This is a genomic window from Pseudomonas sp. DTU_2021_1001937_2_SI_NGA_ILE_001 (assembly GCF_032463525.1).
Lineage (GTDB): Bacteria > Pseudomonadota > Gammaproteobacteria > Pseudomonadales > Pseudomonadaceae > Aquipseudomonas.
This window is the reverse complement of sequence record NZ_CP135971.1, coordinates 2,608,834-2,631,161: the sequence shown is the minus strand read 5'-3', so window position 1 is coordinate 2,631,161 and position 22,328 is coordinate 2,608,834. Positions and strand designations below refer to the sequence as shown.

At 63.4% G+C, this 22,328-nt stretch carries 18 protein-coding genes and 1 other RNA gene; 18 read left to right on the top strand and 1 reads right to left on the bottom strand.

The features are described 5' to 3' along the window. Positions 1–59 precede the first annotated feature (59 nt). The 17 genes from rnpB (at position 60) to lpxC (ending at position 18,512) form a co-directional block, all read left to right on the top strand. Positions 60–417, top strand: an RNA gene (gene rnpB / locus RRX38_RS11225) — RNase P RNA component class A. A gap of 305 nt (positions 418–722) precedes the next feature. Next, positions 723–1,178 (top strand): division/cell wall cluster transcriptional repressor MraZ, encoded by a 456-nt coding sequence (gene mraZ / locus RRX38_RS11220; RefSeq protein WP_295474111.1) that lies wholly within the window; start codon positions 723–725, stop codon positions 1,176–1,178. A 2-nt stretch (positions 1,179–1,180) separates the two neighbouring features. Then, positions 1,181–2,122 (top strand): 16S rRNA (cytosine(1402)-N(4))-methyltransferase RsmH, encoded by a 942-nt coding sequence (gene rsmH, locus RRX38_RS11215; RefSeq protein ID WP_295474108.1) that lies wholly within the window; start codon positions 1,181–1,183, stop codon positions 2,120–2,122. Next, on the top strand, positions 2,119–2,412 hold the full coding sequence (ftsL, locus tag RRX38_RS11210; protein ID WP_295474105.1) for a cell division protein FtsL: 294 nt from the start codon (positions 2,119–2,121) through the stop codon (positions 2,410–2,412). Before rsmH ends, ftsL begins: the two co-directional genes overlap by 4 nt. After that, the gene (locus RRX38_RS11205; RefSeq protein ID WP_410524902.1) at positions 2,412–4,136 is read left to right on the top strand and encodes a peptidoglycan D,D-transpeptidase FtsI family protein; all 1,725 of its coding nucleotides are present in this window, start codon (positions 2,412–2,414) and stop codon (positions 4,134–4,136) included. The genes ftsL and RRX38_RS11205 overlap by 1 nt, the downstream gene beginning before the upstream one ends. Further along, positions 4,136–5,599: a UDP-N-acetylmuramoyl-L-alanyl-D-glutamate--2,6-diaminopimelate ligase gene (locus tag RRX38_RS11200; protein ID WP_295474081.1), complete on the top strand. Its 1,464-nt coding sequence runs from the start codon at positions 4,136–4,138 to the stop codon at positions 5,597–5,599. Before RRX38_RS11205 ends, RRX38_RS11200 begins: the two co-directional genes overlap by 1 nt. Then, complete coding sequence (locus RRX38_RS11195) at positions 5,592–6,962, top strand: UDP-N-acetylmuramoyl-tripeptide--D-alanyl-D-alanine ligase (protein ID WP_295474078.1); 1,371 nt, start codon at positions 5,592–5,594, stop codon at positions 6,960–6,962. The genes RRX38_RS11200 and RRX38_RS11195 overlap by 8 nt, the downstream gene beginning before the upstream one ends. Next, on the top strand, positions 6,962–8,044 hold the full coding sequence (mraY, locus tag RRX38_RS11190; protein ID WP_295474075.1) for a phospho-N-acetylmuramoyl-pentapeptide-transferase: 1,083 nt from the start codon (positions 6,962–6,964) through the stop codon (positions 8,042–8,044). The genes RRX38_RS11195 and mraY overlap by 1 nt, the downstream gene beginning before the upstream one ends. A 6-nt stretch (positions 8,045–8,050) precedes the next feature. Next, complete coding sequence (murD, locus tag RRX38_RS11185) at positions 8,051–9,397, top strand: UDP-N-acetylmuramoyl-L-alanine--D-glutamate ligase (RefSeq protein ID WP_315962533.1); 1,347 nt, start codon at positions 8,051–8,053, stop codon at positions 9,395–9,397. Beyond that, entirely contained in the window at positions 9,397–10,608 is a 1,212-nt protein-coding gene (gene ftsW / locus RRX38_RS11180) for a putative lipid II flippase FtsW (RefSeq protein WP_295474332.1), read from the top strand. Before murD ends, ftsW begins: the two co-directional genes overlap by 1 nt. After that, on the top strand, positions 10,598–11,668 hold the full coding sequence (gene murG, locus RRX38_RS11175; protein ID WP_315962532.1) for an undecaprenyldiphospho-muramoylpentapeptide beta-N-acetylglucosaminyltransferase: 1,071 nt from the start codon (positions 10,598–10,600) through the stop codon (positions 11,666–11,668). Before ftsW ends, murG begins: the two co-directional genes overlap by 11 nt. Positions 11,669–11,681: 13 nt before the next feature. Beyond that, positions 11,682–13,121, top strand: coding sequence for a UDP-N-acetylmuramate--L-alanine ligase (murC, locus tag RRX38_RS11170; protein ID WP_315962667.1), 1,440 nt, complete (start codon positions 11,682–11,684; stop codon positions 13,119–13,121). After that, complete coding sequence (locus RRX38_RS11165; RefSeq protein ID WP_315962531.1) at positions 13,118–14,077, top strand: D-alanine--D-alanine ligase; 960 nt, start codon at positions 13,118–13,120, stop codon at positions 14,075–14,077. Before murC ends, RRX38_RS11165 begins: the two co-directional genes overlap by 4 nt. A gap of 2 nt (positions 14,078–14,079) precedes the next feature. Then, positions 14,080–14,946 (top strand): cell division protein FtsQ/DivIB, encoded by an 867-nt coding sequence (locus RRX38_RS11160; protein WP_295474063.1) that lies wholly within the window; start codon positions 14,080–14,082, stop codon positions 14,944–14,946. A 14-nt stretch (positions 14,947–14,960) separates the two neighbouring features. Continuing rightward, positions 14,961–16,220: a cell division protein FtsA gene (ftsA, locus tag RRX38_RS11155; RefSeq protein ID WP_295474060.1), complete on the top strand. Its 1,260-nt coding sequence runs from the start codon at positions 14,961–14,963 to the stop codon at positions 16,218–16,220. Between the two features lie 71 nt (positions 16,221–16,291). Further along, on the top strand, positions 16,292–17,488 hold the full coding sequence (gene ftsZ / locus RRX38_RS11150; RefSeq protein WP_295474058.1) for a cell division protein FtsZ: 1,197 nt from the start codon (positions 16,292–16,294) through the stop codon (positions 17,486–17,488). A 112-nt stretch (positions 17,489–17,600) separates the two neighbouring features. Further along, positions 17,601–18,512 carry a UDP-3-O-acyl-N-acetylglucosamine deacetylase gene (gene lpxC, locus RRX38_RS11145; protein WP_295474055.1) on the top strand — a complete coding sequence of 304 codons (912 nt, stop codon included), beginning with the start codon at positions 17,601–17,603 and terminating at the stop codon, positions 18,510–18,512. Positions 18,513–18,720: 208 nt separating this feature from the next. On the opposite strand, the gene RRX38_RS11140 is transcribed toward lpxC, so the two are convergent. Beyond that, positions 18,721–19,176 carry a DUF721 domain-containing protein gene (locus RRX38_RS11140; RefSeq protein WP_315962530.1) on the bottom strand — a complete coding sequence of 152 codons (456 nt, stop codon included), beginning with the start codon at positions 19,174–19,176 and terminating at the stop codon, positions 18,721–18,723. A gap of 307 nt (positions 19,177–19,483) precedes the next feature. Here RRX38_RS11140 and secA point away from each other — a divergent pair, with 307 nt between their 5' ends. Continuing rightward, positions 19,484–22,219: a preprotein translocase subunit SecA gene (secA, locus tag RRX38_RS11135; protein WP_315962529.1), complete on the top strand. Its 2,736-nt coding sequence runs from the start codon at positions 19,484–19,486 to the stop codon at positions 22,217–22,219. Positions 22,220–22,328 lie beyond the last annotated feature (109 nt).

Genomic DNA, 22,328 nt, shown 5'->3' with positions numbered 1-22,328 from the left:
CGGGCTTCAGGCTTTTAAAGCTTGTTCTTGGGCGCCCGTGCCGTTAACCTTGGCGGCGGAGAGTCGATTGGACAGTCGCTGCCGCTTGTTGTTCCGCAACAGGTGGGGGAGGAAAGTCCGGGCTCCATAGGGCGGAGTGCCAGGTAACGCCTGGGAGGCGCGAGCCTACGGAAAGTGCCACAGAAAACAACCGCCTAAGCACTTCGGTGCCGGTAAGGGTGAAAAGGTGCGGTAAGAGCGCACCGCACGTCTGGTAACAGTTCGTGGCTAGGTAAACCCCACTCGGAGCAAGACCAAATAGGGTTCCAAGGCGTGGCCCGCGCTGGAACCGGGTAGGTTGCTAAAGACGTCCAGTGATGGCCGTCGTAGAGGAATGACTGTCCTCGACAGAACCCGGCTTACAGATCGACTCTCCATCCCTCCTTTATCCGCGTTTCATGGTCGTGACGCGCTTCGTAATATCAAAAAAATCTTAAACTTCATAAATCACTTTAACTTCGATTCTCATCGCTTTGTGGTGCGTCGTTTTATTTGCGCAGCGTCCTCGCAAATTCCTCTCCGCTTATCCAATACCACTCCTAAATTGCCGTTCTGTAAGGGTTTTCCTTAGAGCCCTACCTTGACGGTGTGGTGGGCGCGTTCCTATAGTGTGCGCAAGTGGCAGAAAGTGGCACGAAGTGGGTTTTTGTAGCGCAAAAAAGTAGAATTCGGAGAGCGCGCCTGTGTTCCGTGGTGCCAACGCAATCAATCTCGATGCCAAGGGTCGTCTCGCTATGCCGAGCCGGTATCGTGACGAGCTTGATTCGCGTAGTGCCGGTCAGTTGATCGTCACCATCGATGCCATAGATCCCTGCTTGTGCATTTATCCGCTTTCCGAGTGGGAGTTGATCGAGGCGAAGCTGCGTGAGCTCGCCACCTTCCGTGAAGAGAACCGCCGCTTGCAGCGGCTCCTGATTGGTAATGCGGTCGACCTGGAGCTGGATGGCAGCGGACGTTTTCTGGTGCCGCCCCGTTTACGCGAATACGCCAAGTTGGATAAGCGCGTGATGCTGGTGGGCCAGCTCAACAAGTTTCAACTGTGGGACGAGGACGCCTGGAACGCTCTTGCCGATGCGGACCTGGCGGCCATTCAGCAACCTGGCGCGATGCCCGATGATTTACGTGACCTGATCCTGTGACTATGAATGGCGGTTTTACCCACATCACCGTACTGCTGGAAGAAGCCGTAGAGGCTCTGGCCGTGCGCGCCGATGGCTGCTATCTGGACGGCACGTTCGGGCGTGGCGGTCACAGTCGCCGGGTGCTCGAACACCTGGGGCCGGACGGTCGGCTGCTGGGCTTCGACAAGGACCCTCAAGCGATTGCCACAGGGCAAACGCTGGCGGCCGAAGACGGCCGCTTTGTCATTGTGCAGCGCAGCTTTGCCGAACTGGGCGAAGAAGTTGCGGCGCGTGGCCTGCAAGGCCAGGTCAGTGGCGTGCTGCTCGACCTTGGTGTTTCTTCGCCACAGCTCGACGACCCTGAGCGTGGCTTCAGTTTCATGAACGACGGCCCCCTGGACATGCGCATGAATCCGGGGCAGGGCATCAGTGCCGCCGAGTTCGTCGCCACCGCGTCGGCCGAAGAGCTGGCGCGCGTCTTCAAGGAATATGGTGAAGAGCGCTTCGCTCGTCGTATGGCCAATGCCGTCGTCGAGCGTCGCCAGGTCCAGCCGTTCGAGCGTACCGCCGACCTGGCCGAAGTGCTCAAGGCCGCCAATCCGGCCTGGGAGAAGGGCAAGCACCCTGCGACCCGTGCTTTCCAGGGCCTGCGCATCCACGTCAACAACGAACTGGGTGATCTGGAAGCCGGTCTGGAGGCCGCGCTCGACGCCCTTGAAGTGGGCGGCCGCCTGGTGGTCATCAGCTTCCATTCGCTGGAAGATCGTATCGTCAAGCTGTTCATGCGCAAGCTGGTCAAGGGCGAGGCGGACAACATGCCGCGTAACCTGCCGATCCAGGCCAAGATCTTCGAGCCACGCGTGCGTCTGGTCGGCAAGGCGCAGTTCGCTTCCGAGGCAGAAACCCGTGCCAATCCGCGTTCGCGCAGCGCTGTCATGCGCGTAGCGGAGAAGCTCCGATGAGCCGTCTGTTCTTCAAACCTCTGCCGCGCGGCAGCTTCATCATGCTGCTGCTATTCATCGCCGTCCTCGTGTCGGCGATTGGCGTTTCTTACAGTGCCCACTGGAATCGTCAGCTGCTCAATTCGCTTTACACCGAAACCACGATTCGCGACAAGGCGCAGGCCGAATGGGGCCGGCTGATTCTCGAGCAGAGCACCTGGACGGCCCACAGCCGTATCGAGGCCCTGGCCACCGACCAGCTCAAGATGCGCATTCCCAATGCCGGTGAAGTGCGGATGGTGGCGCCATGATGAAGCTTGAAGGGGCTTTGTACCCCTGGCGCTTCCGCCTCGTGGTGGCTCTGCTGTCGTTGCTGGTGCTCGCCATTTCCTGGCGCATCATCGACCTGCAGGTCGTCGACCACACCTTCCTTCAGGAACAGGGCGACGCCCGCAGCCTGCGGCATATTCCTATTCCGGCGCACCGTGGCCTGATCACCGACCGCAACGGCGAGCCATTGGCGGTGAGTACGCCGGTCACCACCCTGTGGGCCAACCCAAAGGAAATGCTCCAGGATCGCAGCAAGTGGCCGCTGCTCGCCCAGTCGATCGGCCAGGATCCCAAGGCGCTGGCCGAACGCCTGGAGTCCCAGGCCAACAAGGAATTCATTTATCTGGTTCGCGGCCTGACCCCTGAACACGGCCAGGCCGTGCTCGACCTCAAGGTGCCGGGCGTCTATGGCATCGAAGAGTTCCGCCGCTTCTATCCCGCCGGCGATGTGACTGCGCACATGGTCGGCTTCACCGACCTGGACGATCATGGCCGCGAGGGTGTCGAGCTCGCCTACGACGACTGGCTGGCCGGTGTGCCGGGCAAGCGGCAGGTGATCAAGGACCGGCGCGGCCGACTGATCAAGGATGTTCAGGTGACCAAGAACGCCAAGGCTGGCAAGACCTTGGCGTTGTCTATCGACCTGCGTCTGCAGTACCTGGCCACCCGTGAGCTGCGCAACGCCATCGTCGAGAACGAGGCCAAGGCCGGCAGCCTGGTGATCATGGACGTCAAGACCGGCGAGATCCTCGCCATGGTCAACAGCCCGACCTACAACCCCAACAACCGTCGCACCATGGTGCCGGCGGCCATGCGCAACCGGGCGATCATCGATGTGTTCGAGCCTGGCTCGACCATGAAGCCGATCTCCATGAGTGCCGCGCTGGAAAGCGGTCGCTGGAAGCCTTCCGACAAGGTCGAGGTGTATCCCGGCACCTTGCAGATCGGTCGCTACACTATTCGTGACGTAAGCAAGACCGAAGGCCCGGTGCTCGATCTGACCGGCATCCTGATCAACTCCAGTAACGTCGGCATGAGCAAGGTGGCCTTCGACGTGGGTGGCGAGGCGATCTTCCGCACCATGCAGCGCATGGGCTTCGGCCAGTACACCGGCCTGGGTTTCCCGGGTGAGCGCGTCGGCAACCTGCCCAACTACCGCGAATGGCGCAAGGCGGAAACTGCCACGCTGTCTTACGGCTACGGTGTTTCGGTCACCGCCCTGCAGCTCGCCCACGCCTACGGCGCCCTGGCGAACAATGGTCGTATCGTGCCCCTGAGCATTCTCAAGACCAGCGCCGAGCCGACCGCGGTCCAGGCCATTCCGGAGGCCACCGCCAAGACCCTGCACGGCATGCTTCAACAGGTGATCGAAGACACCCGTGGCGTCTACCGCGCACGCGTGCCTTCCTACCACGTGGCCGGCAAGAGTGGTACGGCGCGCAAGACCTCCATCGGCACCAAAGGCTACGCCGAGAATTCCTACCGTTCGCTGTTCGCCGGCTTCGGGCCGATGAGCAACCCGCGCTATGCGATCGTCGTGGTGATCGACGAGCCGAGCAAGGGCGGTTACTTCGGTGGCCTGGTCTCGGCCCCGGTATTCAGCAAGGTGATGTCCGGTACGTTGCGGTTGATGAACATTCCGCCGGATAACCTGGAGCCGGAACAGGCCGCAGCGGCCCCGGTCGCCAAAGGAGGGCGTGGCTGATGTCGTTCAATCTGAGCAAGATCTTCCCGGGCACCGACCGTGACCCGCTGATCCGCGAACTGACCCTGGACAGCCGCAAGGTGCGTCCGGGCGACCTGTTCCTGGCCGTGCCGGGTATCCGGGTCGATGGTCGCGAGCACATCGCCGACGCCCTGCAACGTGGTGCTGCTGCCGTGGCCTATGAAGCCGAAGGCTCCAGCGTGCTGCCACTTACCGAGGTGCCGCTGATCCCGGTCAAGGGCCTGGTCGGCCAGCTGTCGGCCATCGCCGGGCGTTTCTACGGCGAACCGAGCCGCCGCCTGAACCTGGTGGGGGTTACCGGCACCAACGGCAAGACCAGCGTGACCCAGCTGGTGGCCCAGGCCCTCGACCTGCTGGGCCAGCGCTGCGGTATCGTCGGCACGCTCGGCACCGGCTTCTATGGCGCCCTGGAAAGCGGCCGTCACACAACCCCTGATCCGATTGCCGTGCAGGCCACTCTGGCTGACCTCAAGCAGGCCGAAGCGCGTGCCGTGGCCATGGAGGTCTCGTCCCATGGCCTGGAGCAGGGCCGGGTCAAGGCCGTTGAATTCGACGTTGCGGTGTTCACCAACCTGTCTCGTGATCACCTCGACTACCACGGCACCATGGAAGCCTATGGCGCCGCCAAGGCCAAGCTGTTCGCCTGGCCAGACCTGAGCTGCCGGGTCATCAACCTGGACGACGCCTTTGGTCGTGAGCTGGCCGACGCGCCGCATCGCTCGAAGCTGATTACCTATAGCCTGACCGACAAGAGCGCCTACCTGTTCTGTCGCGATGCGCGGTTCGATGACGATGGCGTGCGCGCCACGCTGGTCACGCCGCAGGGCGAACACTTCCTGCGCAGCAGTCTGCTCGGCCGTTTCAACCTGAGCAACGTACTGGCGGCCATCGGCGCACTGCTGGGGCTGGACTATGCCCTGGACGAAATCCTCAAGGTGCTGCCGCAACTGGTCGGCCCGGTTGGCCGTATGCAGCGTCTGGGTGGCGGCAAGCAGCCGCTGGTGGTGGTCGACTATGCGCACACCCCAGACGCTTTGGAGAAGGTGCTCGAAGCCTTGCGTCCGCATGCCAAGGGTCGCCTGCTGTGCCTGTTCGGTTGCGGTGGTGACCGTGACCGTGGCAAGCGCCCGTTGATGGCCGAGGTTGCCGAACGCCTGGCCGACAGCGTGCTGGTCACCGATGACAACCCGCGCAGCGAAGCGCCTGCGCAGATCTTCGACGACATTCGTGCCGGTTTCGCCAACGCCAACCAGGTGCGTTTCGTTGAGGGGCGTGGTCAGGCCATTGCCGAGTTCGTTGCCGCTGCTGGCGCCGACGACGTGGTGCTGCTGGCTGGCAAGGGACACGAAGACTACCAGGAGATCGATGGCCAGCGTCATCCGTTCTCCGATCTTGAACAGGCCGGTATCGCCCTGGCTGCCTGGGAGGCTGCGCATGTTTGACGCCCTGAGCTTCAGCGAACTGCTGACCCCGCTGGACGCCCGCCGCACCGGTGCCGACTGCCGTTTCTCCGGGGTCAGCACCGACAGCCGTAGCATCGCCCCCGGGCAATTGTTCGTGGCCCTGACCGGCCCGCGTTTCGACGGTCATGACTACCTTGCCCAGGTGGCTGCCAAGGGCGCCGTCGGTGCGTTGGTCGAGCGCGAGGTGCCAGGCGTCGACCTGCCGCAACTGGTGGTGCTCGACACGCGCAAGGCCCTGGCACAGCTGGGTGCCCTGAATCGCAACGCCTTCGTCGACCGCCCGGTGGCTGCCGTTACCGGCTCCAGTGGCAAGACCACGGTCAAGGAGATGCTCGCCAGCATCCTGCGCACCCGTGGGCCGGTCCTGGCGACCCGTGGCAACCTGAACAACGACCTCGGCGTACCGCTGACCCTGCTGGAACTGGCGCCCGAGCACACGGCGGCAGTCATCGAGCTGGGCGCTTCGCGGGTCGGCGAGATTGCCTACACCGCAAGCCTGACCAAGCCCCACGTGTCCATCCTGACCAACGCCGGCACCGCTCATGTGGGTGAATTCGGCGGTCCTGAGCGCATCGTCGAGGCCAAGGGCGAGATCATCGAGGGGCTGGACAGCCAGGGTGTCGCGGTACTGAACCTGGACGACAAAGCCTACCCGCTGTGGGTCATGCGTGCCGGTGACCGCAAGGTACTGAGCTTCGCCCTGGAAAACCCCCAGGCCGATTTCCACGCCAACGAGCTGGGTCGTGATGCACGCGGTTGCCCGGTGTTCGTGCTGCAGGGCCCTCAAGGCTCGGCGCGGGTGCAATTGAACCTGCTGGGCGTACATAACGTCAGCAACGCCCTGGCCTCTGCTGCAGCGGCCCATGCAATGGGCGTCAGCCTGGACGGCATCGTCGCCGGCCTCGAAGCCTTGCAGCCAGTCAAGGGCCGTGCCGTGGCGCAGATCGCCGCCAACGGCCAGCGGGTCATCGACGACACCTACAACGCCAACCCGGGCTCGATCAAGGCCGCTACCGACGTGTTGGCCGGTTTCGACGGCCGGCGCGTCCTGGTGCTGGGCGACATCGGCGAACTGGGCGAGTGGGCCGAGCAGGGCCACCGTGAAGTGGGCGCCTATGCCGTCGGCAAGGTCGATGCCCTGTATGCCGTCGGCCCGCTGATGCGCCATGCCGCCGAGGCCTTCGGCCCGCAGGCCCGGCACTTCGCAACCCAGGCCGAGCTGATCGCTGCGCTGCAAGGCGAACAAGATTCAAACACCACTTTATTGATCAAGGGATCGCGCAGCGCCGCCATGGAACATGTCGTCGCGGCCTTGTGCGGCTCCAGCCTGGAGAAACATTGATGCTGTTGCTGTTGGCCGAATTTCTACAACAGTTCTATAAAGGCTTCGCAGTCTTTCAGTACCTGACCCTGCGCGGGATTCTGGGTGTGCTGACTGCGCTGAGCCTGTCGTTGTGGCTCGGGCCATGGATGATCCGCACCCTGCAGATCCGTCAGATCGGCCAGGCGGTGCGTAACGACGGTCCGCAATCGCACCTGTCCAAGTCCGGCACCCCGACCATGGGCGGTGCGCTGATCCTTTCGTCCATCGCGGTGAGCACCCTGCTGTGGGCCGATCTGACTAACCGCTACGTGTGGGTGGTACTGCTGGTGACCCTGCTGTTCGGTGGCATCGGCTGGGTCGACGACTACCGCAAGGTCATCGAGAAGAACTCCCGTGGCCTGCCGAGCCGCTGGAAATATTTCTGGCAGTCGGTGTTCGGCCTGTGCGCCGCCATCTTCCTGTTCGTCACCGCGCAATCGCCGGTCGAGACCACCCTGATCGTGCCGATGTTCAAGGACATGCACTGGCAGCTGGGTATCGGCTTCGTGGTACTGACCTATTTCGTCATCGTCGGCTCCAGCAACGCCGTCAACCTCACCGATGGCCTGGACGGCCTGGCGATCATGCCGACGGTGATGGTCGGCGGTGCCCTGGGCATTTTCTGCTACCTGTCGGGTAACGTGAAATTCGCCGAATACCTGCTGATTCCCTACGTGCCAGGCGCGGGCGAGCTGATCGTGTTCTGCAGCGCGCTGATCGGTGCCGGCCTGGGCTTCCTGTGGTTCAACACCTATCCGGCCCAGGTGTTCATGGGCGACGTCGGCGCCCTGGCGCTGGGTGCCGCGCTGGGCACCATCGCGGTGATCGTGCGCCAGGAAATCGTGCTGTTCATCATGGGCGGCGTGTTCGTCATGGAAACCCTTTCAGTGGTCATTCAGGTGGCTTCGTTCAAACTGACCGGTCGCCGCGTGTTCCGCATGGCGCCCATTCACCACCATTTCGAACTCAAGGGCTGGCCCGAGCCTCGGGTGATCGTCCGTTTCTGGATCATCACCGTGATTCTCGTGCTGATCGGCCTTGCCACGCTGAAACTGAGGTAATCGCGAGTGTCTTTGATCGTTACCGACCAGTTCCGCATCGTTGTCGGCCTCGGCAAGAGCGGCATGTCCCTGGTTCGCTTCCTGGCGAACCAGGGCGTCGCCTTTGCCGTGGCCGACACGCGGGACAATCCCCCGGAGCTGGCGACCCTGCGTCGCGAGTATCCGCAGGTGGAGGTTCGGTGTGGCGAACTGGACGTCGAGTTCCTCTGCCGCGCCAGTGAGCTGTACGTCAGCCCCGGCCTGGCACTGGCTACACCGGCGCTGCAGCAGGCCCAGGCCCGTGGCGTGCGGCTGTCCGGTGACATCGAATTGTTTGCCCGGCATGCCAAGGCACCGATCGTGGCCATCACCGGCTCCAATGCCAAGAGCACGGTCACCACGCTGGTCGGCGAAATGGCCGCCGCAGCGGGCAAGCGTGTCGCCGTGGGCGGCAACCTCGGTACTCCGGCGCTGGATCTGCTGGACGACGCGGTGGAGCTGTACGTGATGGAGCTGTCCAGCTTCCAGCTGGAAACCACCGACCAGCTGAACGCCGAAGTGGCCACCGTGCTGAACATCAGCGAAGACCACATGGACCGCTACAGCGGCCTGCCGGCCTACCACCTGGCCAAGCACCGGATCTTCCGTGGTGCCAGGCAAGTGGTGGTCAACCGCCAGGACGCCCTGTCGCGGCCGCTGATCGGCGAGGGCTTGCCATGCTGGACCTTCGGCCTGAACAAGCCAGACTTCCATGCCTTCGGTATCCGCGAGGAAAACGGCGAGAAATACCTGGCCTTCCAGTTCGACCTGCTGATGCCGGCCAGTGAGCTGAAAGTACGCGGTGCACACAACCAGGCCAATGCCCTGGCCGCGCTGGCCTTGGGGCATGCCGCCGGGTTGCCGATGGACGCCATGCTGGCCAGCCTGCGCACCTTCACCGGCCTGGAGCATCGTTGCCAGTGGGTGCGTGAGCGCGCTGGCGTGCAGTACTACAACGACTCCAAGGCCACCAACGTCGGTGCCGCGCTGGCGGCTATCGAAGGCCTGGGCGCGGACATCACCGGCAAGCTGGTGCTGATCGCCGGTGGCGATGGCAAGGGTGCCGACTTCAGCGGCCTGCGCGCACCCGTGGCGGCCCATTGCCGCGCCGTGGTGCTGCTCGGGCGGGATGCCGAACGCCTCGCCCAAGCCCTGGGGGATGCGCTGCCGCTGGTACGTGTGGCCACCCTTGAAGAAGCCGTGCAGCGCAGTGCGGAGCTGGCCCAGGCCGGCGATGCGGTACTGCTGTCGCCGGCCTGCGCGAGTCTGGACATGTTCAAGAACTATGAAGAGCGTGGGCGTCTGTTCGCCCAGGCCGTGGAGGCGCTGGCATGATCTTCGGCGTCCTCAAACCTTACCCTTCGCCGTTGATCAGCGGCCGTGGCATCGACGTGGACTTCCCGATGCTGGCCGGCTGCCTGGCACTGCTGGGCCTGGGCCTGGTGATGATCACCTCGTCGTCGTCGGAAGTCGCGGCGGCGCAGTCGGGCAACAGCCTGTACATGATGACCCGGCATCTGGTCTACCTGCTCATCGGCCTGGGGGCCTGTGGCGCCACCATGATGGTCCCGGTCGCCACCTGGCAACGCATGGGCTGGATGATGCTGCTCGGCGCCTTCGGCCTGTTGCTGATGGTGCTGGTACCGGGCATCGGTCGTGAGGTCAACGGCTCGATGCGCTGGATCGGCTTCGGCGCGTTCAACGTGCAGCCCTCTGAAATCGCCAAGGTGTTCGTGGTGCTGTTCCTGGCCGGTTACCTGGTGCGTCGTCAGCAGGAAGTACGGGAAAGCTGGATGGGCTTCTTCAAGCCGTTCATCGTCCTGCTGCCGATGGCCGGCCTGTTGCTGATGGAGCCGGACTTCGGGGCTACCGTGGTGATGATGGGCGCGGCGGCGGCGATGCTGTTTCTGGGGGGCGTCGGCTTGTTCCGCTTCTCGCTGATGGTGGTGCTGGCGGTGGTGGCCGTGTTCGTCCTGGTGCAGGCCCAGCCTTACCGCATGGCGCGTCTGACCAACTTCACCGACCCCTGGGCCGACCAGTACGGTTCGGGCTACCAGCTGACCCAGGCGCTGATCGCCTTTGGTCGTGGCGAATGGTTCGGCGTGGGCCTGGGCAACAGTGTGCAGAAGCAGTTCTACCTGCCTGAGGCGCACACCGACTTCGTGTTCTCGGTATTGGCCGAAGAGCTTGGCGTGGTCGGTTCGCTGATTACCGTCGCTCTGTTCCTGTTCGTCAGTATCCGTGGCATGTACATCGGCTTCTGGGCCGAGCGTGCCAAGCAGTTCTTCGGTGCCTACACCGCCTATGGCCTGTCGTTCCTGTGGATCGGCCAGTTCCTGATCAACATCGGCGTGAACGTCGGCCTGTTGCCGACCAAGGGCCTGACCCTGCCATTCCTCAGCTACGGTGGCAGCTCGCTGGTGATCTGCTGCGCCAGCCTGGGCCTGTTGCTGCGCATCGAATGGGAATCGCGCAACAACATGGGCAGTGAGGAAACCGAATTCAAGGAAAGCGATTTTGCCGAGGAGCCGCCCCATGGACGCTAACGTGCTGATCATGGCCGGCGGCACCGGCGGGCACGTGTTCCCGGCGCTGGCCTGCGCTCGCGAGTTCCGCGACCGTGGCTACAAGGTCCACTGGCTGGGCACGCCGCGCGGCATCGAGAACGACCTGGTGCCGCAGGCCGGTATCACCCTGCACCGCATCGATGCCACCGGCCTGCGCGGCAAGGGGCGCCTGTCGCTGCTCAAGGCGCCGTTCATGCTGCTCAAGTCACTGCTGCAGGCGCGGCGCATCATGCGTCAGCTCAAACCGGCATTCGTGGTCGGCTTTGGCGGTTATGTCACTGGGCCGGGCGGCCTGGCCGCGAAACTGGCCGGCGTGCCGCTGATCATCCACGAGCAGAACGCCGTGGCCGGTACCGCCAACCGCAGCCTGGCTTCGTTCGCCAGCCGTATCTGCGAAGCCTTCCCAGATACCTTTGCCGCGTCCGCCAAGCGCCGCACTACCGGTAACCCGGTGCGTGTCGAGCTGTTCTTCGAGACGCCGCGACAGCCCCTGGCCGGCCGCAAGGCACGCTTGCTGGTGCTGGGCGGCAGCCTGGGGGCCGAACCCTTGAACAAACTGCTGCCCGAGGCCCTGGCCCTGGTGCCGGAAGAGATCCGCCCGGAAATCTTCCACCAGGCCGGCAAGCAGCACGACCAGGTGACCGCCGAGCGCTACCGCAGTGCCGGTGTGCAGGCCCAGGTCGCGCCTTTCATCCAGGACATGGCCCAGGCCTATGCCTGGGCCGACCTGGTGGTGTGCCGTGCCGGCGCGCTGACCATCAGTGAACTGGCGGCCGCCGGCCTGCCTGCGCTGCTGATCCCGCTGCCCCATGCGATCGACGACCACCAGTCCCGCAATGCCGATTATCTGGCCCGCGAAGGCGCTGCCTTCGTCATGCCACAAGCGACAACTGGCGCCGCCGAAATGGCCAGCCGCCTGAAAGAGGTTCTGATGCAGCCCGAACAAATGAACAGCATGGCCCGGACCGCCCGCCGACTGGCCATGCCCGATGCTACCCGTACCGTCGTCGATACCTGTGTGGAGGTGGCCCGTGGTTGAGAGTCAACGCGCCATGCCGCAACCGGAAATGCGCCGTATCCGCCGTATCCACTTCGTCGGTATCGGCGGCGTCGGCATGTGCGGCATCGCTGAAGTGCTGCTCAACCTGGGTTACCAGGTGTCCGGTTCCGACCTCAAGAGTTCGGCGGTCACCGAACGCCTGAAATCCTTCGGTGCCGAGATCTTCATCGGCCACCAGGCCGAGAACACCGTGGGCGCCGACGTGCTGGTGGTTTCCAGCGCGGTCAACACCTCCAACCCGGAAGTCGCCACCGCCCTGGAGCGCCGTATCCCCGTGGTGCCGCGTGCCGAGATGCTCGCCGAGCTGATGCGCTACCGGCATGGCATTGCCGTGGCCGGCACCCACGGCAAGACCACCACCACCAGCCTGCTGGCCTCGGTATTCGCCGCCGGTGGCCTGGACCCGACCTTCGTCATCGGCGGCCGTCTCAATGCTGCGGGCACCAATGCCCAGCTGGGCACCAGCCGTTACCTGATCGCCGAGGCCGACGAAAGCGACGCCAGCTTCCTGCACCTGCAGCCGCTGGTCGCCGTGGTCACCAACATCGATGCCGATCACATGGCCACCTACGAAGGCGACTTCAACAAGCTGAAGAAGACCTTCGTCGAGTTCCTGCACAACCTGCCGTTCTACGGTCTGGCGGTGATGTGCATCGACGACCCGGTGGTGCGCGAGATCATGGCCCAGGTCAAGCGTCCGATCGTCACCTACGGCTTCGACGAAGCCGCCGATGTGCGTGCCATCAACGTGCGCCAGGAAGGCATGCGCACCTTCTTCACCGTGCTGCGTCGCGACCGTGAGCCGCTGGATGTGTCGGTGAACATGCCGGGCAACCACAACGTGCTCAACTCGCTGGCGACCATCGCCATCGCCACCGACGAAGGCATCAGCGACGAAGCCATCATCCAGGGCCTGTCGGGCTTCCAGGGTGTGGGCCGACGCTTCCAGGTCTACGGCGAGCTGCCGGTCGAGGGCGGCCACGTGATGCTGGTCGACGACTATGGCCATCACCCGCGTGAAGTGGCTGCGGTGATCAACGCCGTGCGCGGCGGCTGGCCGGAGCGTCGCCTGGTGATGGTCTACCAGCCGCACCGTTTCAGCCGCACCCGCGACCTGTACGACGATTTCGTCCAGGTCCTGGCCGAGTCCAACGTACTGCTGCTGATGGAAGTCTACCCGGCCGGCGAAGAACCGATTCCCGGTGCGGACAGCCGCAACCTGTGCCACAGCATTCGTCAGCGTGGCCAGCTGGACCCGATCTACATCGAGCGGGGCACCGAGCTGGCGCCGCTGGTCAAGCCGCTGCTGCGTGCCGGCGACATCCTGCTCTGTCAGGGTGCCGGTGACATCGGTGGGCTGGCGCCGCAGTTGCTCAAGAGTCCGCTGTTCGCTGGCGCCGTAGTGGCGCCCACCGAAGGGAAGCTCAAATGACCGATCTGAGCGTATCCACCTTGTCCTGCAACCTGGCACCGGAATCCTTCGGCCGGGTGGCAGTGCTGTTCGGCGGCAACAGCGCCGAGCGCGAAGTCTCGCTCAAGTCTGGGCGAGCCGTGCTCGATGCGCTGCTGGGCGCCGGGGTGGACGCGTTCGGCATCGATGTAGGGGCCGACCTGTTGCAGCGCCTGAGCGGCGAGAAGATCGACCGTGCGTTCATCGTACTGCACGGCCGTGGCGGCGAAGATGGCAGCATGCAGGGTCTGCTGGAGTGTCTGGGCATCCCTTACACCGGCAGCGGCGTACTGGCTTCGGCACTGGCCATGGACAAGCTGCGCACCAAGCAGATCTGGCACAGCCTCGGCCTGCCGACGCCTTTGTACGCCGTGCTCGCCAGCGAAGATGACTGTATTTTTACAGCGACGGAACTGGGCCTGCCTTTGATCGTCAAACCGGCCCATGAAGGTTCCAGTATCGGGATGGCTAAGGTGAGCAGCGTCGAGGAATTGATCGCCGCCTGGAAGAATGCCAGTACCTACGATTCGCAAGTGATGGTTGAACAATGGATCGAAGGTCCGGAGTTCACCGTTGCCAGCCTGCGTGGCCAGGTCCTGCCGCCAATCGGCCTGGGCACGCCCCACAGTTTCTACGATTACGAGGCCAAGTACCTGGCCGACGACACCCAGTACCGGATTCCCTCCGGGCTCAGCGAAGCCAGCGAGCAGGCCCTCAAGGACCTGGCCGCCAGCGCTTGCCAGGCCCTGGGCGTGAGCGGCTGGGCGCGTACCGACGTGATGCAGGACGCCGAGGGGCGCTTCTGGTTGCTGGAGGTCAATACCGTGCCCGGCATGACCGACCACAGCCTGGTGCCCATGGCGGCGCGCGCGGCGGGGCTGGATTTCCAGCAACTGGTGTTGGCGATTCTCGCTGACAGCGTTCAGGTGCGAGGTTGAGCATGCACGGCGCATCGGCACGTCATCAGCCCCCGGTTTCCGGCCGCAAGCCGGCACCACGGGGTGCGAGCCGCATGGTGGCCAAGGAGCCGCTGTCGGCGCGCATGCCCAAGCCCAGCGCAGGATTCTTCAAGCGTCTGATGTGGCCGGTGATGCTGGTAGGTCTCGGCTTCGGCACCTATTACGGCGCGCAGTACCTGCTGCCGTACGTCGACCGACCGATCAGCCGGATCAACGTGCAGGGCGACCTGAGCTACATCAGCCAGCAGGCGGTGCAGCAGCGTATCGCGCCCTATGTGGCGGCGAGGTTCTTCACCATCGACCTGACCGGCATGCGTACCGAGCTGGAACAGATGCCATGGATCGCCCATGCCGAGGTTCGGCGGGTGTGGCCGGACCAGGTGGTGATCCGCCTGGAGGAGCAACTCCCGGTGGCGCGCTGGGGCGATGAGGCATTGCTGAACAACCAGGGACAGGCGTTCACCCCGCGTGAATTGTCCAATTACGAGCATCTTCCGCAGCTGTTCGGCCCGCAGCGGGCCCAGCAGCAGGTGATGCAGCAGTACCAGGTGTTGAGCCAGATGCTGCGACCGCTGGGCTTTTCCATCGCGCGCCTGGAATTGCGTGAGCGAGGCAGCTGGTTCCTGACCACGGGGGCTGGCAGTGCGGGACCAGGGATCGAGCTGTTGCTGGGGCGTGACCATCTGGTCGAGAAGATGCGCCGCTTCATCTCGATCTACGACAAGACGCTGAAAGAACAAATTACGAATATTGCGCGCGTCGACTTGCGCTATTCCAACGGCCTTGCGGTCGGATGGCGTGAGCAGGCAGCGCCGGCGACGGACAAACCCGCCGTTGCGAAGAATTGACTAGAGGCAGAACCATGGCAAATGTGCAAAGCGGCAAAATGATCGTCGGACTGGATATCGGCACCTCCAAGGTGGTGGCGCTGGTAGGCGAAGTCGCGGCCGATGGTTCGCTGGAGATCGTCGGGATCGGTACCCATCCGTCCCGCGGCCTGAAGAAGGGCGTCGTGGTGAACATCGAGTCCACCGTCCAGTCGATCCAGCGTGCGGTCGAAGAAGCGCAGATCATGGCCGGCTGCCGTATCCACTCGGCGTTCGTCGGCGTGGCCGGCAATCACATCCGCAGCCTGAACTCCCACGGCATCGTGGCGATCCGCGATCGCGAGGTCAGTTCTGCCGACCTGGAGCGCGTACTGGATGCCGCCCAGGCCGTGGCCATCCCGGCCGACCAGCGTGTGCTGCACACGCTGCCGCAGGACTACGTGATCGATAACCAGGAGGGCGTGCGCGAGCCGCTCGGCATGTCGGGCGTGCGCCTGGAAGCCAAGGTGCATGTAGTCACCTGCGCGGTGAACGCTGCACAGAACATCGAAAAGTGCGTGCGTCGCTGCGGACTGGAAGTCGATGACATCATCCTCGAGCAACTGGCATCGGCCTATTCGGTGCTGACCGACGACGAGAAAGAGCTGGGCGTGTGCCTGGTGGACATCGGTGGCGGTACCACCGACATCGCCATCTTCACCGAAGGCGCCATTCGCCATACGGCGGTGATTCCGATCGCCGGTGACCAGGTCACCAACGACATCGCCATGGCCCTGCGTACGCCGACCCAGTACGCCGAGGAAATCAAGATTCGCTATGCCTGCGCCCTGGCCAAACTGGCCGGCGCCGGTGAAACCATCAAAGTACCGAGCGTGGGCGACCGTCCACCTCGCGAGCTGTCGCGCCAGGCCCTGGCCGAAGTGGTCGAACCTCGTTACGACGAGCTGTTCACCCTGATCCAGGCCGAACTGCGTCGCAGCGGCTATGAAGACCTGATCCCGGCGGGCATCGTGCTGACCGGCGGGACCTCGAAAATGGAAGGCGCGGTCGAGTTGGCCGAGGAGATCTTCCACATGCCGGTACGCCTGGGCGTACCACACAGCGTCAAGGGACTGGCCGACGTCGTGCGCAACCCGATCTATTCCACGGGTGTAGGTTTGCTGCAGTACGGGCTGCAGAAACAATCGGATGGCATTTCGCTGTCCGGTCTCGGTGTTGGTAACGGTTCTTATGGCGATGAACCAAAGGCTCCGGTACTGGAGCGCTTCAAGCGCTGGGTCCAGGGCAACTTCTGAACCCCACGCTTGGCCAGTGGTAACGGCAGGCGATAGGCGTAAATAAAATAGAGAGCTGAAGGAGAGGGAAAATGTTCGAACTCGTAGACAATGTCCCGCAAAGCCCGGTAATCAAAGTTATCGGCGTGGGTGGTGGTGGCGGCAACGCGGTCAACCACATGGTCAAGAGCAGCATCGAAGGCGTCGAATTCATCTGCGCCAACACCGATGCACAAGCGCTGAAGAACATCGGCGCGCGCACCATCCTGCAACTGGGTACCGGTGTGACCAAGGGCCTCGGCGCTGGCGCCAACCCTGAAGTCGGCCGCCAGGCTGCGCTGGAAGACCGCGAGCGCATCGCGGAAGTCCTGCAGGGCACCAACATGGTGTTCATCACTACCGGCATGGGCGGCGGTACCGGTACCGGTGCTGCGCCGATCATCGCCGAAGTGGCCAAGGAGCTGGGTATCCTCACCGTTGCGGTGGTGACCCGTCCGTTCCCGTTCGAAGGTCGCAAACGTATGCAGATCGCCGATGAAGGCATCCGCATGCTGGCCGAAAGCGTCGACTCGCTGATCACCATCCCCAACGAGAAGCTGCTGACCATCCTGGGCAAGGATGCCAGCCTGCTGTCCGCCTTCGCCAAGGCCGACGACGTACTGGCCGGTGCCGTTCGCGGTATCTCCGACATCATCAAGCGTCCCGGCATGATCAACGTCGACTTCGCCGACGTACGTACCGTGATGAGCGAGATGGGCATGGCCATGATGGGCACCGGTGCCGCCAGCGGTCCGAACCGTGCACGCGAGGCCACCGAAGCGGCAATCCGCAACCCGCTGCTCGAAGACGTCAACCTGCAGGGCGCTCGCGGCATCCTGGTCAACATCACCGCAGGTCCCGACCTGTCGCTGGGTGAGTACTCCGACGTGGGTAGCATCATCGAGGCTTTCGCTTCCGAGCACGCGATGGTCAAGGTCGGTACCGTTATCGATCCGGACATGCGCGACGAGCTGCACGTTACCGTAGTGGCCACCGGTCTGGGTGCGCGTATCGAGAAGCCGGTCAAGGTCATCGACAACACCCTGCAGAGCGCTGCGCCGCAACAGCAGGTTCAGCAACCGGCTGCTACCGTGCGTGAACCGGCCGCGGTGAACTACCGTGACCTGGAGCGTCCGACCGTGATGCGCAACCAGGCACACGCCGGCGCCAGCGCTGCGACCAAGCTCAACCCCAACGATGATCTGGACTATCTGGACATCCCGGCCTTCCTGCGTCGCCAGGCCGATTGATGGAATTTATCAGGGGGATTAGGCTGATTGGTGTTCAGCAAAGGCTCGGTCTGCTATTATCGCCAGCCTTTGTTGATACCCGTTCGCAACTAGTGCTCAAGCGGCCAATGCCATGATTAAACAACGTACCCTGAAAAATATTATCCGTGCCACAGGTGTCGGTCTGCATTCCGGGGAAAAGGTTTACCTGACCCTGAAGCCCGCACCTGTGAACACCGGTATCGTCTTCGTCCGTACCGACCTGGACCCGGTTGTCCAGATCCAGGCTCGTGCGGAAAACGTCGGAGAAACCACCCTGTCGACCACGCTGGTCCAGGGCGACATCAAGGTGGACACTGTCGAGCATCTGCTTTCGGCGATGGCTGGCCTGGGTATCGACAACGCCTATGTCGAACTCTCGGCGTCCGAAGTCCCGATCATGGACGGCAGCGCGGGTCCCTTCGTGTTCCTGATCCAGTCGGCCGGCCTGCAGGAGCAGGAAGCGCCGAAGCAGTTCATCCGTATCCTGCGTGAAGTCACCGTCGAAGAAGACGGCAAGCGTGCCACCTTCGTGCCTTTCGAAGGCTTCAAGGTGAGCTTCGAGATCGACTTCGATCACCCGGTATTCCGGGATCGCACGCAGAGCGCCAGTGTGGACTTCTCCAGCACTTCGTTCGTCAAGGAAGTCAGCCGGGCCCGTACCTTTGGCTTCATGAGCGACATCGAGTACCTGCGCAAGCACAACCTGGCCTTGGGTGGCAGCGTGGAAAACGCCATCGTGGTCGACAAGGAAGGCGTGCTGAACGAAGACGGCCTGCGTTACGAAGACGAGTTCGTCAAACACAAGATCCTGGACGCCATCGGCGACCTGTATCTGCTGGGTAACAGCCTGATCGGTGAATTCCGCGGCTTCAAGTCCGGCCACGCGCTGAACAACCGCTTGCTGCGCGCACTGATCGCACAAAAGGATGCCTGGGAAACGGTGGTCTTCGAAGACGCCAGCACCGCTCCTATTTCCTACATGCGTCCTGTGGCCGCAGCGTAGTAAAAAAGCTTTACTCTCTTTCCTTATTCTTTCAGGGCTGCCTTCGGGTGGCCCTTTTTTATAGGGACGGAAAGTGCCGGTACCTGGCGAGTAAGCGGATTGCGGTCCCATACACCCCTTTGGTTCACGGGCGGCGAGGCAGCAGAAAGCATCCAGGCGTCGCATGCCCTGACGGCAGATGCTGCTGGCCAGTCAGACTCTGTTTGGCTCAGGAACGATCTTTGGCGTGGCTGGCCAGGCGCTCCAGGGCGGCGCGCAGCTTGGGGTCGGTGATGCCTTCAGCGGTTGCCTGGATGTTCTCTGCCGCGCTGTGGGACAGGTCGAGGGTGTGAGTCGCGGCGCCCTGCTGCAGTGTCGATGGCTGGACCTTGAACTGGATGCGGGTCAGGCTGGCGAACTCGTCGAACAGCGCCAGTTGCCGTTGCAGGCGGCGTTGCTGGTAGCGCAGGCGCGTGGCCCAGTGGCCATCGGTGACCACCAGCAGCAGGCAGCCCTCGCGCCAGGACGCGACCTTGCAGTGTTCTCGCGCAGCCGGTTGCAACTGGCTCTCCAGCAGTTTCTGCAAGTGGCTGAGTCGTTCGGCCTGGCGGAAGATCGCCCGCAATGGCCGGGCATCGCGCAGCAGGGCGGCGGGGGAGCGGGCATCGAGGGGACGAAAGGCCATGACGAGGCTGCCTTGGGAAGTCGGGTTGCTGGAGCGGGCCAATGTTATCAGAAAGTGTCGCCAGGCTCGCCAGGGCTGTGTCCCTCGCGACCAGGCAGGCAAGTTTCATGTTTATCAGGGTTGAAGTCGGGCAAAAAGACCCCATTGTGACCGTGCCCCCTTACAGCGCTGTGCCAGCATCGTGGATTAACGCCACTTTCCTCACCATCGTTTCCGGGTAGAATGCTCGTTCGCATGCGGCCATGAGGGCCGCACGGGCGACTCACGGGGCCGCCCTCCATTCCTATGTGTGGAAGATCCTGTCGATATGTTTGCGCCTTTGTTAAAAAAACTTTTTGGAAGCAAGAACGAGCGTGAAGTCAAGCGCATGCTCAAGACGGTACAGATCGTCAATGCCTTCGAAGAGCAAATGGTGGCCCTTTCGGACGAGCAGCTGCGCGCCAAGACCGAAGAGTTCAAAGCCCGCATAGCCAAAGGCGAAACCCTCGACCAACTGCTCCCAGAAGCCTTCGCCGTGGCCCGTGAGGCCGGTAAGCGGGTCATGGGCATGCGTCACTTCGACGTCCAGCTGATCGGCGGTATGACCCTGCACGAGGGCAAGATCGCCGAGATGCGTACCGGTGAGGGCAAGACCCTCGTGGGTACCCTGGCGGTGTACCTCAATGCGCTGTCCGGCAAGGGCGTGCACGTGGTCACGGTCAACGATTACCTGGCCCGCCGCGACGCCAACTGGATGCGTCCGCTGTACGAATTCCTCGGCCTGACCGTCGGCATCGTCTCGCCCTTCCAGCCGCCGGAAGAGAAGCGCGCCGCCTATGCCGCCGACATCACCTACGGCACCAACAACGAATTCGGTTTCGACTACCTGCGCGACAACATGGCGTTCAGCCTGGAAGACAAGTTCCAGCGTGAACTCAACTTCGCGGTCATCGACGAAGTCGACTCCATCCTCATCGACGAGGCCCGTACACCGCTGATCATCTCCGGCCAGGCCGAAGACAGCTCGCGGCTGTACACCGAGATCAACCGCCTGATTCCCAAGCTGCAGCAGCACATCGAGGCTGTGGAAGGCGAAGTCACCCAGGCTGGCCACTTCACCATCGACGAAAAGGCCCGCCAGGTCGAACTCAACGAAGCCGGGCACCAGTTCATCGAGGAAATGCTCACCGAAGCCGGCCTGTTGGCCGAGGGCGAGAGTCTCTACTCGGCGCACAACCTGGGCCTGCTGACCCACGTCTATGCCGGCCTGCGTGCGCACAAGCTGTTCAACCGCAACGTTGAGTACATCGTCCAGGACGGCCAGGTGCTGCTGGTCGACGAGCACACCGGCCGTACCATGCCCGGCCGTCGCCTGTCCGAGGGCCTGCACCAGGCCATCGAGGCCAAGGAACACCTCAACATCCAGGCCGAAAGCCAGACCCTGGCTTCGACCACCTTCCAGAACTACTTCCGTCTGTACACCAAGCTGTCCGGCATGACCGGTACCGCCGACACCGAAGCCTTCGAATTCCAGCAGATCTACAATCTGGAAGTGATGGTCATCCCGCCGAACAAGCCACTGGCGCGCAAGGACTTCAACGATCTGGTGTACCTGACCGCCGAAGAGAAGTACGCGGCCATCATTGCTGACATCAAGGCCTGCGTGGCGGAGAACCGTCCGGTGCTGGTGGGGACCGCGACCATCGAGACCTCCGAGCACATGTCGGCCCTGCTGCGCAAGGAAGGCATCGACCACAAGGTCCTCAACGCCAAGTTCCACGAAAAGGAAGCCGAGATCATCGCCCAGGCGGGCCGTCCCGGTGCGCTGACCATCGCCACCAACATGGCCGGTCGCGGTACCGACATTCTGCTGGGCGGCAACTGGGAAGTCGAAGTCGCCGGCCTGGAGAACCCCACCCCCGAGCAGATCGCGCAGATCAAGGCCGACTGGCAGAAGCGTCACCAGCAGGTCATCGAGTCCGGCGGCCTGCACGTGATCGCCTCCGAGCGCCACGAATCGCGGCGTATCGACAACCAGCTGCGTGGCCGTGCCGGCCGTCAGGGCGACCCGGGTTCGAGCCGCTTCTACCTGTCGCTGGAAGACAGCCTGATGCGCATCTTCGCCTCCGACCGGGTGAAGAACTTCATGAAGGCCCTGGGCATGCAGTCCGGCGAAGCCATCGAGCACCGCATGGTCACCAACGCCATCGAGAAGGCGCAGCGCAAGGTCGAAGGCCGCAACTTCGACATTCGTAAGCAACTGCTGGAATTCGACGACGTCGCCAACGAGCAGCGCAAGGTGATCTACCACATGCGCAACAGCCTGCTGGCAGCCACCAACATCGGCGACACCATCGCCGAGTTCCGCGAAGAAGTGCTGAACAACCTCATCAGCCAGCACATTCCGCCACAGTCGCTGCCCGAGCAGTGGGACGTCGCCGGCCTGGAGGCCTCCCTGCTGTCGGACTTCGGCGTGCGTCTGCCGGTCCAGCAGTGGCTCGACGAAGACGACCACCTGCACGAGGAAACCCTGCGCGAGAAGCTCTTGCAGGAGCTGCTGGCGGCCTACAACGAGAAGGAAGAACAGGCCAGTGCCGAGGCGCTGCGCACGTTCGAGAAGCAGATCCTGCTGCGCGTGCTGGACGACCTGTGGAAAGACCACCTGTCGACCATGGATCATCTGCGCCACGGTATCCACCTGCGTGGCTACGCGCAGAAGAACCCGAAGCAGGAGTACAAGCGCGAATCCTTCACGCTGTTCCAGGAGCTGCTCGACTCGATCAAGCGCGACACCATCCGCGTCCTGTCTCATGTCCAGGTGCGTCGCGAAGACCCCGAGGAAGAAGAAGCGCGTCTGCGTCGTGAAGCCGAAGAGCTGGCCCAGCGCATGCAGTTCCAGCACGCCGAGGCCCCCGGCCTGGAGCAGGCAGTTGCCACCGAGGAGGAAGGCGAAGTCGCCGTGGCCTCCGCACCGGTGCGCAACGACCAGAAGCTGGGCCGCAACGAGCTGTGCTGGTGCGGTTCGGGCAAGAAGTTCAAGCATTGCCACGGCCAGATCAGCTGAGTCCAGGCCGTTGACACCCACGCCGCGACCGGCCCCGCCGTCGCGGCGTTTTACCATTATCGAGCGCCGTACCGATGGGCGGACGGCGCACAGAGAGCTCAAGGAGCGC

Bases quoted from the DNA above. Each gene is read 5' to 3' on its own strand.
- RRX38_RS11195 (WP_295474078.1), top strand. From the start codon at position 5,592: ATGTTTGACGCCCTGAGCTTCAGCGAACTGCTGACCCCGCTGGACGCC.
- lpxC (WP_295474055.1), top strand. From the start codon at position 17,601: ATGATTAAACAACGTACCCTGAAAAATATTATCCGTGCCACAGGTGTC.
- ftsA (WP_295474060.1), top strand. From the start codon at position 14,961: ATGGCAAATGTGCAAAGCGGCAAAATGATCGTCGGACTGGATATCGGC.
- secA (WP_315962529.1), top strand. From the start codon at position 19,484: ATGTTTGCGCCTTTGTTAAAAAAACTTTTTGGAAGCAAGAACGAGCGT.
- ftsZ (WP_295474058.1), top strand. From the start codon at position 16,292: ATGTTCGAACTCGTAGACAATGTCCCGCAAAGCCCGGTAATCAAAGTT.
- murG (WP_315962532.1), top strand. From the start codon at position 10,598: ATGGACGCTAACGTGCTGATCATGGCCGGCGGCACCGGCGGGCACGTG.
- rsmH (WP_295474108.1), top strand. From the start codon at position 1,181: ATGAATGGCGGTTTTACCCACATCACCGTACTGCTGGAAGAAGCCGTA.
- RRX38_RS11165 (WP_315962531.1), top strand. From the start codon at position 13,118: ATGACCGATCTGAGCGTATCCACCTTGTCCTGCAACCTGGCACCGGAA.
- murC (WP_315962667.1), top strand. From the start codon at position 11,682: ATGCCGCAACCGGAAATGCGCCGTATCCGCCGTATCCACTTCGTCGGT.
- ftsL (WP_295474105.1), top strand. From the start codon at position 2,119: ATGAGCCGTCTGTTCTTCAAACCTCTGCCGCGCGGCAGCTTCATCATG.
- RRX38_RS11200 (WP_295474081.1), top strand. From the start codon at position 4,136: ATGTCGTTCAATCTGAGCAAGATCTTCCCGGGCACCGACCGTGACCCG.
- RRX38_RS11160 (WP_295474063.1), top strand. From the start codon at position 14,080: ATGCACGGCGCATCGGCACGTCATCAGCCCCCGGTTTCCGGCCGCAAG.
- RRX38_RS11205 (WP_410524902.1), top strand. From the start codon at position 2,412: ATGAAGCTTGAAGGGGCTTTGTACCCCTGGCGCTTCCGCCTCGTGGTG.
- mraY (WP_295474075.1), top strand. From the start codon at position 6,962: ATGCTGTTGCTGTTGGCCGAATTTCTACAACAGTTCTATAAAGGCTTC.
- RRX38_RS11140 (WP_315962530.1), bottom strand. From the start codon at position 19,176: ATGGCCTTTCGTCCCCTCGATGCCCGCTCCCCCGCCGCCCTGCTGCGC.